This window comes from Vibrio sp. 378 (assembly GCF_033339435.1).
The window spans coordinates 1-12,841 of record NZ_JAWOUO010000021.1 but is presented as its reverse complement, the minus strand read 5'-3'; the positions used below and the strand labels follow the sequence as shown (position 1 = coordinate 12,841).

Genomic DNA, 12,841 nt, shown 5'->3' with positions numbered 1-12,841 from the left:
TACCTGAGAAAGTCCACAAACGGTGGCTTGTCTAATTGCTAGTAAATAAAGTAGTTAGGTTGTATACTTTCTCGTCATTCTAAAATTTTAGTTAACTATTTGGAGTCCTCATGGCACGCGTAACTGTTCAAGACGCTGTTGAAAAAGTTGGCAACCGTTTCGACCTAGTACTGATTGCGGCTCGCCGCGCTCGTCAAATGCAAACTGGCGGTAAAGATGCACTAGTGCCAGAAGAGAACGATAAGCCAACGGTTATCGCTCTACGCGAAATCGAAGAAGGTTTAATTACTAAAGAAGTTCTAGACGCTCGTGAACGTCAAGAACAGCAAGAGCAAGAAGCGGCAGAGCTAGCGGCAGTAAGCAGCATCGCTCACAACCGTTAATTCTGACTTTAGAATTCAACAACCTCCCGGGCCTATAATTTGTATCTATTCGATAGCCTCAAAGACGTTGCCCAAGAATACCTAACAGAGCCTCAGATTGAGGCTCTGCGTCAATCTTATGTGGTAGCGAGAGATGCCCATGAAGGGCAAACCCGCTCTAGCGGTGAACCATACATCATCCACCCTGTCGCTGTGGCTCGTATCTTGGCCGAAATGCGCCTTGATATCGAAACCCTCCAAGCTGCTTTGCTGCATGACGTCATTGAAGACTGTGATGTAACCAAAGAAGATCTCGAAGAGAAATTCGGCAACACTGTCGCAGAATTGGTTGATGGTGTATCTAAACTGGACAAACTCAAATTCCGCGATAGGAAAGAGGCTCAGGCTGAGAACTTTCGTAAGATGGTTCTGGCCATGGTGCAAGATATCCGCGTCATTCTGATCAAACTGGCTGATCGCACGCACAACATGCGTACGCTTGGCGCTCTTCGACCAGATAAAAAGCGTCGTATTGCTCGTGAAACGTTAGAAATTTACGCGCCCCTCGCTCATCGTCTTGGTATTCACAATATCAAAACCGAACTCGAAGAGTTGGGCTTTGAGGCGCTATATCCCAACCGCTACCGCGTACTGAAAGAAGTGGTTAAAGCCGCACGTGGTAATCGTAAAGAGATGATCCAACGCATTCACAGCGAAATAGAAGGCCGTCTGCAAGATTTCGGCTTGAATGCTCGTGTGGTTGGTCGTGAGAAAAACCTGTTCTCTATCTATAACAAGATGAAAACCAAAGAACAGCGCTTTCACACCATCATGGATATTTATGCGTTCCGAGTCGTTGTTGATACCGCTGATACTTGTTATCGCGTTTTAGGCCAAGTACACAGCTTGTATAAGCCACGTCCTGGTCGCATGAAAGATTACATCGCGGTACCAAAGGCGAACGGCTACCAATCGCTACACACTTCCATGGTTGGTCCACACGGTGTACCTGTTGAAGTTCAGATCCGTACTGAAGATATGGATCAAATGGCGGACAAAGGTGTCGCGGCACACTGGTCTTACAAAGACAAAGGCGACAAGTCTGGTACCACTGCGCAAGTGAAAGCTCAGCGTTGGATGCAAAGCCTGTTAGAGCTACAACAAAGCGCGGGTAACTCATTCGAATTCATTGAAAACGTAAAATCCGATCTTTTCCCAGATGAGATTTACGTCTTCACACCAAAAGGTCGTATCGTTGAATTGCCTTTAGGCGCAACGGCTGTCGACTTTGCCTATGCCGTACATACCGATGTAGGCAACTCTTGTGTTGGTGCTCGTGTTGACCGTAACCCTTACCCATTGAGTAAGGCATTGAAAAACGGTCAGACGGTGGAAATTATCAGTGCCCCTGGTGCGCGTCCGAATGCGGCATGGCTAAACTATGTCGTGACTTCTCGTGCCCGCACTAAGATTCGACAAGTACTGAAAACGATGCGTCGTGAAGAGTCGATTACTTTAGGTCGTCGCCTACTTAATCACGCACTTGGCCGTCACTCGATTGATTCAATTTATCCAGAAAATATCCAAGAAGTCTTGAATGATCTTCGCCTAGAAAGCATCGATGATTTATTGGCTGCTATTGGATTGGGTGAGTTGATGAGCATTGTGATCGCACGTCGTCTCCTTGGTGACACCGAAGAGCTCACAACAACAAGTTCAATCCCAACGGACTCGAAGAAGAAGCTTCCGATTCGTGGCGCAGAAGGCTTATTGCTGACGTTTGCAAATTGTTGTCATCCTATCCCAGATGATCACATTATTGCTCACGTATCGCCTGGTCGTGGTTTGGTTGTTCACCGAGAAACATGTCCGAACGTTCGTGGTTATCAGAAAGAGCCAGACCGTTATATGGCTGTCGCTTGGTCTGAAGACTACGATAAAGAGTTCATTGCTGAACTTAAAGTCGACATGCTTAACAACCAAGGTGCTCTTGCAGAACTGACCAACGTGATCTCGAAAACAGGCTCAAACATTCATGGCCTTTCAACGGAAGAACGTGATGGTCGTCTATACACTGTGACTGTGCTGTTGACGACGAAAGATCGTGTCCACCTTGCTGGTATCATGCGTAAGATTAAGGCAATGCCTCAAGCAACCCGAGTCAGACGCAGAAAGAACTAACCTCTATCGCCACCTACTCTGTTAGGTGGCGATTTTTTATACCTCAATAAATATGAACCTAGAACGTTACAACCGTATTCACCAAGTCCTAAAAACTCGCCAAACTGATCTGACACTTTGTCTCGAAGAAGTACATAAGCCAAACAACGTCTCTGCCGTGATCCGCACCGCTGACGCGACAGGCTTACACAAAGTTCACGCAATTTGGCCTGACAAAATGCGTACGCTGAGCCATACCTCAGCTGGCGCGCGTAACTGGGTTGAAGTGGATACTCACGATTCGATTGAAACTGCGATTACCGAACTCAAAGCGCAAGGTATGCAGGTTTTGGTGACCAATCTTTCGGACACCGCCGTCGATTTTCGCGAAATCGACTACACCAAACCAACGGCAATCATTTTAGGCAGCGAAAAGGTTGGCGCTTCGGAGCAAGCCAAACAGCTTGCCGATCAAGACATTATTATCCCAATGGTGGGCATGGTGCAGTCACTAAACGTATCGGTTGCCAGTGCCGTAATTTTGTATGAAGCGCAACGTCAACGTGAAGCCGCAGGCATGTACGACCGAGAAGAAAGCGCTCTGCCTAAAGAGACAATCAACCGTATTCTCTTTGAACGTGGTCACCCAGTGCTGGCAAAAGTCGCGAAACGAAAAGGGCTCGTTTACCCACCACTCGATGAAGAAGGTCAAATCATCGCCGATGACGCGTGGTGGCAAGAGATGCAAAGCAAGTAACAGACTTTCGTCATCCTGAACAGCGGCGAAGGAGCGTGGTTCAGGATCTAATTCTCAAATATACAGATGCTGATAGTATTAACTTCAGCGACATACTTGTTGGAAATAGGCTCCTGATGTCGCTAAAGCTCCTCGGAATGATAGGTTATCAGTCAAATCATGACACTAACTAAAGCATGACTATTTTTTCCTGTACAAAAACACAGCTCCATGGTTAACATACTGCTATGTTAACCATTTTCTTGAGCCCTCTATGTCCGCCCAAATGTTATCTGCCGTCCCATTAACCTCCCTTTCTGGAGTTGGCGCGAAAGTCGCAGAAAAACTCGTCAAAGTTGGCTTACATAGCGTTCAAGATTTGCTGTTTCACCTTCCGTTACGCTACGAAGATCGTACTCGTATTTACCCTATTGCCAAACTGCATGCTGGCCTTTGGGCGGCAGTGCAAGGTAAGGTCATGGCAGTCGACACCATCTTCGGTAAGCGCAAAATGCTAACGGTAAAAATCAGCGACGGTAATGGCACTATCACGCTGCGCTTTTTCAACTTTACCGCAGCCATGAAGAACAATTTCACGCAAGGTAAGTTAGTACATGCTTACGGTGAAATTAAGCGCGGTGGCATGGGTTTGGAAATTGTTCATCCTGACTACAAGTTTTACGTCAGCGAGCAAAAGCCCGATGTAGAACAGAGCTTAACCCCTGTTTATCCCACCACCGATGGTTTACGCCAAATCACATTACGCAACCTTACCGAACAAGCTTTAGCCCTGCTTGATAAAACCGCAGTGCAGGAATTACTTCCAGCGGGGTTGTATGACCATCAAATCACGATGTCGCAAGCGCTGCACACCATTCATCGCCCACCACCAACCATTAATTTAGATGAGTTTGACGAAGGCAAACATCCTGCCCAAATCCGCTTGATCATGGAAGAATTGCTCGCACAAAACTTATCGATGCTGGCGGTGCGTAGCAAAGGTCAGAAGGATTCAGCGCTACCTCTCGGTCCTTGTCATAAACTAAAAACGCAGCTTTTAGCCCAACTGCCTTTCTCTCCTACAAACGCTCAAACCCGAGTAGTACAAGAGATTGAAGCCGATCTAGAAAAACCGCACCCAATGATGCGATTAGTGCAAGGCGATGTTGGTTCGGGGAAAACATTGGTTGCCGCTTTGGCCGCTGTTAGAGCCATTGAGCATGGCCATCAGGTGGCACTCATGGCGCCAACCGAACTATTGGCCGAGCAACACGCTATCAACTTCGCAAACTGGTTTGAAACAATGGGCATTCAAGTCGGTTGGTTAGCGGGCAAACTCAAAGGTAAGGCAAAGGAAGCCGAGTTGGCTCGTATTGCCAGTGGTGAAGCACAAATGGTAGTGGGTACTCACGCGCTATTCCAAGAGCACGTTGAATTTCATCACCTTGCTTTGGTCATCATTGATGAACAGCACCGCTTCGGTGTCCATCAGCGATTAGAATTGCGTGAAAAAGGCGCAAAACAAGGCGCCTATCCACATCAGTTGATCATGACGGCGACGCCTATTCCTCGCACCTTAGCCATGACCGCTTACGCCGATCTGGAAACTTCCGTGATTGACGAGCTACCACCGGGTCGAACGCCGATTCAAACCGTTGCCATTCCAGATACAAAACGTGACGAAATCGTCGAGCGTGTCCGAAATGCCTGCTTAAACGAAGGCAAGCAGGCATATTGGGTGTGTACCCTGATTGATGAGTCGGAAGTATTAGAAGCGCAAGCCGCGGCAGATACCGCAGAAGAGCTTCAACGTAAGCTACCGGACGTAAAAATTGGTCTAGTACACGGACGAATGAAGCCCGCAGAGAAACAAGCGGTGATGCAAGATTTCAAAGACAATAAACTGCATTTGCTGGTCGCAACGACAGTGATTGAAGTTGGTGTGGATGTACCAAACTCTAGCTTGATGATCATAGAAAACCCTGAACGTCTTGGTTTGGCACAATTACACCAGTTAAGAGGTCGCGTGGGCCGAGGTTCCGTTGCTAGCCATTGTGTACTGCTGTACCACTCTCCGCTGTCAAAAACCGCGCAAAAACGTCTCGGAGTACTACGTGAAAGTAACGATGGCTTCGTCATTGCACAGAAAGACCTAGAAATTCGTGGCCCTGGAGAACTATTGGGTACAAAGCAGACAGGTCTTGCTGATTTCAAAATCGCAGACTTAGTTCGAGATCAACGCCTGATTCCCGAAGTTCAGCGCATTGCGCGTCATATTCATGACAATTACCCGTCTAACGCAACAGCGATTATCGATCGCTGGTTGGGTGAGCGGGATATTTACTCCAAAGCGTAATGATTGAAAGCGAGCCAAATGGCTCGTTTTTTAATGCGCCAAAAACAAAGCAAACGTTTGCTTTTTGAGTAAATCTCTCTATAATCGCGCACAAATTTTTAAGTGTGTTAGATCACACTCCACCAACCTGAGTTGACTCTGATTAACAGCAATCACAGGTAACGACGTCAACTCCACCCTGCTCTCCCATTCAGCGAGAACTAGGGAAATATTGCGACTAGCGAGACAAACAATGACAACTTCAAACCGATCTTCGGAACTGGTCTATCAACTCAACGATCGACCACCTTTGCCTCAAACCATTTTTGCCGCACTTCAGCACTTATTGGCGATGTTCGTCGCGGTTATCACTCCGTCACTGATCATCTGTCAGTCTTTGGGTGTACCAGCAGACCAAACGAATACCATCATCAGCATGTCTTTATTTGCGTCAGGCGTGTCTTCGTTTATTCAAATTCGCACCATTGGCCCAATTGGCTCTGGTTTGCTCTCTGTTCAAGGTACCAGCTTTAACTTTTTAGGTCCTATTATTGGTGCAGGCCTATCGCTGAAAGCCGGTGGAGCAGACATCAGCACCATGATGGCTGCCATTTTTGGTACGATTTTAGTCGCATCATTTGCAGAAATTTTCCTATCTCGCGTGTTGGAGCATGCCCGCCGAATCATCACTCCGCTCGTTTCAGGCATCGTCGTCACTCTTATCGGTCTCACACTGATTCAAGTCGGCTTAGTATCAATGGGCGGTGGCTACGCAGCATTAAATGAAGGAACCTTCGGCAGCTTAGACAAACTTGCTCTGGCTGGGACGGTACTTGGATTAATTGTGATTTTAAACCGCTCGAAAAACCCATACATCCGTGTGGCTTCAATCGTGATTGCGATGCTAGTGGGCTACATCATGGCGTATTTTATGGGGATGGTAGATACTTCTCAGCTAGGCGCAACCGAGATCGTAGCACTGCCCGTACCAATGCAATATGGCTTATCGTTTGACTGGTCTCTGTTCATTCCGCTGGTACTGATTTTCTTTATTACCGCACTAGAGGCCATCGGTGATATTACCGCAACATCTGAAGTGTCTGGTGAGCCAGTAAAAGGCCCAGTGTACATGAAACGCATTAAGGGCGGTGTGTTAGCAGACGGCTTAAACTCTGCAATCGCAGCCGTTTTCAACAGCTTCCCGAACTCAACGTTTAGCCAGAATAACGGCATCATCATGCTAACAGGAGTCGCGAGCCGCTACGTGGGTTACTTTATTTCTGGCATGTTAGTGATTCTTGGCTTGTTTCCTGGCGTCGCTAGCTTTGTTCAGCTGATTCCTGAGCCAGTACTTGGCGGCGCAACGATTGTCATGTTTGGTACGATTGCTGCCGCTGGTGTGCGTATTATCTCTCGTGTTGAGCTCGATCGCCGCGCAATTCTGATCATGGCCTTATCCTTCTCAATGGGACTTGGTATCGCACAAAAACCAGAGATCCTGCAATTTATGCCAGAATTTATTAAGAGTATTTTCTCAACTGGTGTTGCAGCAGGTGGCATCACAGCGATCATTTTAAATCTACTTCTGCCAGAGAAACTGGAAGACGAAGATGAACTTCCTCAGGAAGTGAAAGAGTCTTAAGATTATTGAGAATAAGAAAAGCCCAACCTATTTAGGTTGGGCTTTTTGTTTAAAGGGTGCAGGCCATCGACTTACTTGGTAGGAAAGCTGATTTGAGCGATTAAACCGCCTTCACTGCGATTACGCATCACCACAGAGCCTGAATGTTGGCTGATTATACGCTTCACAATCGCCAACCCTAGCCCAGTGCCTTCACTACCGCGAGCGGTGTCACCACGCGTAAAGGGTTCAAATAACCTCGCGATTTGGGAATGCTCGATACCCGGTCCGTTGTCCTCTACTGAAATCCACACTAGCTGCTTATCTGCTGTCACACCAGTGCTGATTTTGACCCAGCCACTGCCATAACGTAGCGCATTCACAACTAAGTTACTGATCGCCCGCTTAATCGCAATCGCGCTTCCTTTGGCTGGCGGCAAGTTAAGATTAAGATCTGTTTCAATTTCAACCTCATAACCACCTTCAGAACTGGCGACGTCACTGGCAATCGTACTGATATCAACCGCTTCAAACGATTCTTGGTTCACCGGTTTGAGATAATCCATAAACTGACTGATGATCTCATTACATTCTTCCGTATCGCTAATGATCCCCTCCGCAAGATAGCTGTCCTCAGGAGACATCATTTCTGTTGCTAGGCGAATACGCGTCAGAGGTGTTCGTAAGTCATGGCTAATCCCCGCCATTAATAAGGCTCGGTCTTCTTCTAGCTCTTGAATACCTTTCGACATTTGATTAAAGGCTCGAGTTACAGAGCGAATTTCCGATGCGCCTTTCTCTGCTAAGGGGGGTGGGATCTCACCTCGACCGACGTCTTTCGCGGCTCTCTCTAAAGCCAAAAGTGGACGGTTTTGCAAACGAATAAACAACCAACCACCTGCAATGATCAGCAGCGCCATAATCAAGCTGTTACGAAACAGCGGTGCAAAATCTTCTTCTTGCAGCTCAGATAACGGAATACGAATGATGGAGTTCGGCAACTTTTCGATGTGCATCCACAAAATGTAACTTTCATCGCCAAGCAATAAGCGTACTTCTGTAGGCGAACCCAGCTCTTGGCTCATTTCTTCAGACATCAAATCAATCGACATTGCGTGATGGAATTCAATCGCCTTATCGCTGTCGAGACTATGAACCGTCACCCCTAGTCTTTCTAATAATTGACGCCTTAATGGTGCATCAGACTTTAAAGGTCCTTCATCATCAAGCACTAAATTGAGCTCATGGGCGAGAATTTTATTGAACTGCTGCAAACTCGGCATCAACGCGTAGTTAAAAACGGCGTAGTAAGAGAAAACTTGGCTCGCGAGAAGCAAAGAGATGAACAGCAGAATAGATTGTGTCAATGAACTTCGGATGCGCATGGAACGTTCCTAGTGGTCCTAATCGCGAAATTTCAGCCTTCAAAGGGAAGGTAATGAAGGCTGAAGTTGCTATAGCCAAGTGTTGGCTATGGAGTGAAGAGATTACACCTCTTTGCCGTCTGGGACGAAAACATAACCTAGGCCCCACACGGTTTGAATGTAGCGCGGCTTGCTCGGATCGTCTTCTAACATGCGACGTAAACGTGAGATTTGTACGTCAATAGAACGTTCCATTGCAGAATATTCACGGCCACGCGCCATGTTCATCAATTTGTCTCGTGACATTGGCTCACGTGCATTCATCACGAGCGCCTTTAGAACAGCAAACTCTCCAGAGGTGAGTGGCATTGCCTCATCACCGCGGAACATCTCGCGAGTGCCTAGATTGAGTCGGAATTCCCCGAACTCCACCACTTTTTCTTCCGTACTTGGTGCACCCGGCAACTCTACGGTTTGGCGGCGTAATACGGCCTTGATGCGAGCCAATAATTCGCGTGGGTTAAACGGTTTTGGCAAATAATCATCCGCCCCTACCTCAAGACCTACGATGCGGTCCACTTCATCACCTTTCGCGGTGAGCATTAAGATTGGCAACATATTGTTCGCGTGGCGTAGACGACGACAAATCGACAAACCGTCTTCACCTGGCAACATTAGGTCTAGCACCATTAAGTGAAAGTTTTCGCGCGTTAGTAGGCGATCCATCTGTTCGCCATTGGCGACACTTCGTACCTGAAAACCTTGCTCAGAAAGGTAACGCTCCAATAGAGCACGTAAACGAGCATCGTCATCAACCACTAAAATTTTATGATTTTCTTGCATTGAAACATCCTTTCAGAAGCGTCTATTGTCGAAAATGTATCACTGTTTTTCCTAACGTGCTCAAGCAAATTGTTACTCTTTTTATCTTAAGCGCTTTATTCTCTCTCTAGCAGGTATTTTCAGCACCTACTATTGACCATAATTCCATTCCAGTTCACGTTTGGCCTCAAGCAGCTCTTGCTGTGCCTCAGCCAGCTTGTGACGTTTTTTCTCAATTTTGTCTGCTTTCCCTGAATGCTGAGCTTCGACTAATTCTTCCTCTCGCTCCTCAACTTCTTTAGTCTTTTCTTCCACTTCTGCTTGCAGCTCTTGGCGCAGCTCACCTTCCGAGCATTCATTCTGGATAGCGGAAAGTGCTTGCTCCAAGCCTTTAATGCGATGCTCATTACCTTGCGCTTTTGCATACTCGAGCTGCTGCTCTACCGCTAACTCTTTAGCGTCACAGCCTTTCACTTCATCTTGAGCAAAAACTGAAAGTGAGAAACCTATTGTTAGTGCAGCACTACACATGACTGCTTTGTTCATTTTACTTCTCCGAGAAAGGCACCATGCCTTTATACCAAATATTCTGACGTTGAGACCCAAGTCACTTCTAGTGAACTTCATGAGTCTTGAATCGGTGATAAAGCCTCAGTCTTCCGAGGCCGGTTGAGTGTATTCAATTGAGTTGATGAACCACTCTTTTTCACCTTCTGGGGTGCGTACCGTGAACTCTTCGTCCACTTGTTTTTTTAACATCGCTCGCGCCATAGGTGAATCGATAGAGATGTAGTCTTTCGCATCGCCATAAATCTCTTCAGGCCCGACAATACGAAACTTTTTCACTTCTCCTGCCTCATTTTCTATTTCCACCCATGCACCAAAAAAGACTTTGCCTTCTTGTTGCGGAGAATAGTCAACGATCGTGACTTCTGGCAGGAATTTACGAAGGAAGCGGACACGACGGTCGATCTGACGGAGTAAACGTTTATTGAAGGTGTAATCCGCATTTTCTGAGCGATCGCCCAGGCTCGCCGCCCAAGTGACGATCTTGGTGATTTCCGGGCGCTTTTCATTCCAAAGGTAATCATGCTCTTGTTTGAGTTTGTTGTAACCTTCTCGTGTAATCAGCTTAGTTTTCAAATTAACTCCTATCTCAACTAAAAAATGCTGCTCTTTGGCAGCATTAAGGAGATGATATACCCAAAGATCCAATGTTTTTCAGGCTTTGGGTATCAAGGTGATAAGGCGGCCAGAGTGTTACTTTTCGTAATCCGGTTTTTGCGTCACGATGTAATTCGTATCACTCGAAACAACCGCGCCATGTTTTAGGAAGTTTTTACCTAAAATCATGCTGTAATGGAAGCGACCTCGGTCCTGTAAGTTGACTCGGATCTTCTTCTCTAATTCGCCAAGCTTAACATGCATTTCAACCACAGGGCGTACGTTCGCTTTCTCGCCTTTCTTCGCTTTAATACGCATGACGTCAACAACAGGCTTAGTAAACGCCTGTTTCATGCCAAGATCGTTCTCATAGGTAAAGCTCACCATGTCTTTGCCGTCTTTCTTAAACTGCTTGATGTTCTTAGCATTGATTGAGCTTACATCTGCACCCGTGTCTAACTTCACAGGGAAAGACATCCCCTCAACTTCCGCCACTTCGATATGGCCAGCTTTGAAAAGTGGCCTTGCATCTAGTAGATGGTCTGCGCGAGTGTTCAGCAACACACCACCCTTGGCTATGTCATGACCAAAGACGAAAAAGGGTTGAGTGTCACCCTCATCAAGCACATCGAGCGCAAACTTCATTGATGTGTCTTTCCTACCGAGAAGAAAGTCTCCTTCAACAACAGGGCGCACCGCGCTGCCAACCTTGAGCTTTTTCAACACTGGTTTGGTGATTTTTTCTTCTTTTCCCTCATCGTTCATTAAATAAAACGTGACGGACTCATCCTTACCTTTTTCTGTTACTTCAAACCCATTTACACGCAGTAATGGCGTTTTCACAGTAAAAGTGGGGTAAGCAGGGACGGTATAACCATCAATGGTGACCTGTTCTTCTGGTGAAACGACAAGAGGTTTTGATTTGAGTGCGCTTTTGAACGTTTTTTCTACGCCACCCAATAGATTTTCTCTGTCCGTATCAATAACAAAGTGCTGACTCGCAACGTCCCGACCTAAGCGAATTTGCGAACTGAACTTACTGCGATCACGCAGATACACCAACCAACGTTGAGTTTCATTTTCGCCGACTTTGACGGGTAAATAGACTAAAGGACGCTCGCTTTTGGTCGTTTTCAGCATTCGTACCAAGGGTAATGTCATTGGGTGACGCTTGCCATTCTCGCCCTCTAACATAAAAGAGACTTCGTTATGCTTTTTGTCTACCTTGATGTCCAGTGCATGGACGTTGGTATAACGGCTAGAAGTTGAGATGCTGATCTTATATGGCACACCTTCGACTTCAACCGTCTCTTTTTTGCCAATCATTTTTGCGCTTGGCTGTTCTTGAAGGTAATCGTAACCAGCGAAGACCCATGCGTTATCATCGAGATAGGTTTTACCAATCAAGATAGGAGAAGAGAATTGCGTACGCTTGGTCAGGTTCACTTCCGTCTCAACGGTGTGACCAGCGATTGTCATCGGCATTTTTATTGTCGGGCGTAGGATGGGCTTTTTGCTTGTCCGACTGCGAATCGCGCTCACTCTTTCCAGATCATCGGTAATCTGTATTCCCTTCCCTGTATAAGGGTGAGGAACCGTAAAGCTAACCTTTACTTGATATGGCTTAAAGCTGTCGGCGTCCCACTTTGCCTTCGTACCACCTAAGTCATCGACAATCGCCCAAAGTAACTCGTTATCTTTCAAATCTTGGTAATCTGGGTGTGAGCTACTGACATGGATATTCTCCGCATGCATCGATGTCGTATCTGCACCAGTATCAATCTTGCCAATAAATGGCACCGCTTTTAGTTCCGGAATGTCACTGTAGTAGACGCTCTCCACACGCCCTAGTACCAATTTGTTATCGAGCTGATAAACGGGAGCTTGTGTGGTTCCTGAGATAGACTGCGCCCAACTAAGCGGGGCGGCAAGTAAGGCACTCGTAAGCGCTAACGCCAAAGACATTTTTTTCATCATGATTATCCGTATAAGCCGAGGTACATTTAGTGATATCAACAACCGTGGAATTAGGTTAGTCGATAACTGCGGATATAAGTTCTCAATTTAATTACAGTTTTGACATAAATATGACTGATGTCCACCAGCGCCCGGTAAATTTTTGCCTCGTTAATTTAAAACATTGCAAATTCTTCGAACGACCCCAATGTTCTATACAACCAAAACTGAATTAAAAGAGAAAACACGGATGAGCCAAGCTATCTGTCGCATGATTGCTCAAGAACTGAATGTTCGCCCAGAGCAAGTCAACGCCGCTGT

At 46.5% G+C, this 12,841-nt stretch carries 10 protein-coding genes; 5 read left to right on the top strand and 5 right to left on the bottom strand.

Translation table 11 applies throughout. The features are described from left to right. The first annotated feature begins 110 nt into the window (after nt 1-110). The 5 genes from rpoZ to R7Q48_RS22170 all read left to right on the top strand — a co-directional run bounded on the left by rpoZ (nt 111) and on the right by R7Q48_RS22170 (nt 7,235). A complete protein-coding gene (rpoZ, locus tag R7Q48_RS22190; protein ID WP_005379346.1) occupies nt 111-383 on the top strand; it encodes a DNA-directed RNA polymerase subunit omega in 273 nt (90 codons plus the stop codon). Nucleotides 384-422: 39 nt separating this feature from the next. Then, a complete protein-coding gene (gene spoT, locus R7Q48_RS22185; protein ID WP_005379340.1) occupies nt 423-2,543 on the top strand; it encodes a bifunctional GTP diphosphokinase/guanosine-3',5'-bis pyrophosphate 3'-pyrophosphohydrolase in 2,121 nt (706 codons plus the stop codon). A gap of 52 nt (nt 2,544-2,595) precedes the next feature. After that, nucleotides 2,596-3,279: a tRNA (guanosine(18)-2'-O)-methyltransferase TrmH gene (gene trmH, locus R7Q48_RS22180; RefSeq protein ID WP_017820702.1), complete on the top strand. Its 684-nt coding sequence runs from the start codon at nt 2,596-2,598 to the stop codon at nt 3,277-3,279. A gap of 253 nt (nt 3,280-3,532) precedes the next feature. Next, nucleotides 3,533-5,614, top strand: coding sequence for an ATP-dependent DNA helicase RecG (gene recG / locus R7Q48_RS22175; protein ID WP_213969811.1), 2,082 nt, complete (start codon nt 3,533-3,535; stop codon nt 5,612-5,614). A 232-nt stretch (nt 5,615-5,846) separates the two neighbouring features. Next, nucleotides 5,847-7,235 carry a uracil-xanthine permease family protein gene (locus tag R7Q48_RS22170; protein ID WP_047103752.1) on the top strand — a complete coding sequence of 463 codons (1,389 nt, stop codon included), beginning with the start codon at nt 5,847-5,849 and terminating at the stop codon, nt 7,233-7,235. A 71-nt stretch (nt 7,236-7,306) separates the two neighbouring features. On the opposite strand, the gene envZ is transcribed toward R7Q48_RS22170, so the two are convergent. From envZ to R7Q48_RS22145, 5 genes are all read right to left on the bottom strand, one after another. Further along, nucleotides 7,307-8,599 carry a two-component system sensor histidine kinase EnvZ gene (gene envZ, locus R7Q48_RS22165; protein ID WP_085569724.1) on the bottom strand — a complete coding sequence of 431 codons (1,293 nt, stop codon included), beginning with the start codon at nt 8,597-8,599 and terminating at the stop codon, nt 7,307-7,309. A gap of 102 nt (nt 8,600-8,701) precedes the next feature. Next, nucleotides 8,702-9,421, bottom strand: coding sequence for a two-component system response regulator OmpR (gene ompR / locus R7Q48_RS22160; RefSeq protein ID WP_005379333.1), 720 nt, complete (start codon nt 9,419-9,421; stop codon nt 8,702-8,704). 129 nt (nt 9,422-9,550) lie between these two features. Beyond that, the gene (locus R7Q48_RS22155) at nt 9,551-9,946 is read right to left on the bottom strand and encodes a DUF1090 domain-containing protein (RefSeq protein ID WP_017635004.1); all 396 of its coding nucleotides are present in this window, start codon (nt 9,944-9,946) and stop codon (nt 9,551-9,553) included. A 105-nt stretch (nt 9,947-10,051) separates the two neighbouring features. Beyond that, nucleotides 10,052-10,543 carry a transcription elongation factor GreB gene (gene greB / locus R7Q48_RS22150; RefSeq protein WP_005379321.1) on the bottom strand — a complete coding sequence of 164 codons (492 nt, stop codon included), beginning with the start codon at nt 10,541-10,543 and terminating at the stop codon, nt 10,052-10,054. A gap of 117 nt (nt 10,544-10,660) precedes the next feature. After that, nucleotides 10,661-12,541 (bottom strand): ATP-dependent zinc protease, encoded by a 1,881-nt coding sequence (locus R7Q48_RS22145; protein WP_256903247.1) that lies wholly within the window; start codon nt 12,539-12,541, stop codon nt 10,661-10,663. Nucleotides 12,542-12,841 lie beyond the last annotated feature (300 nt).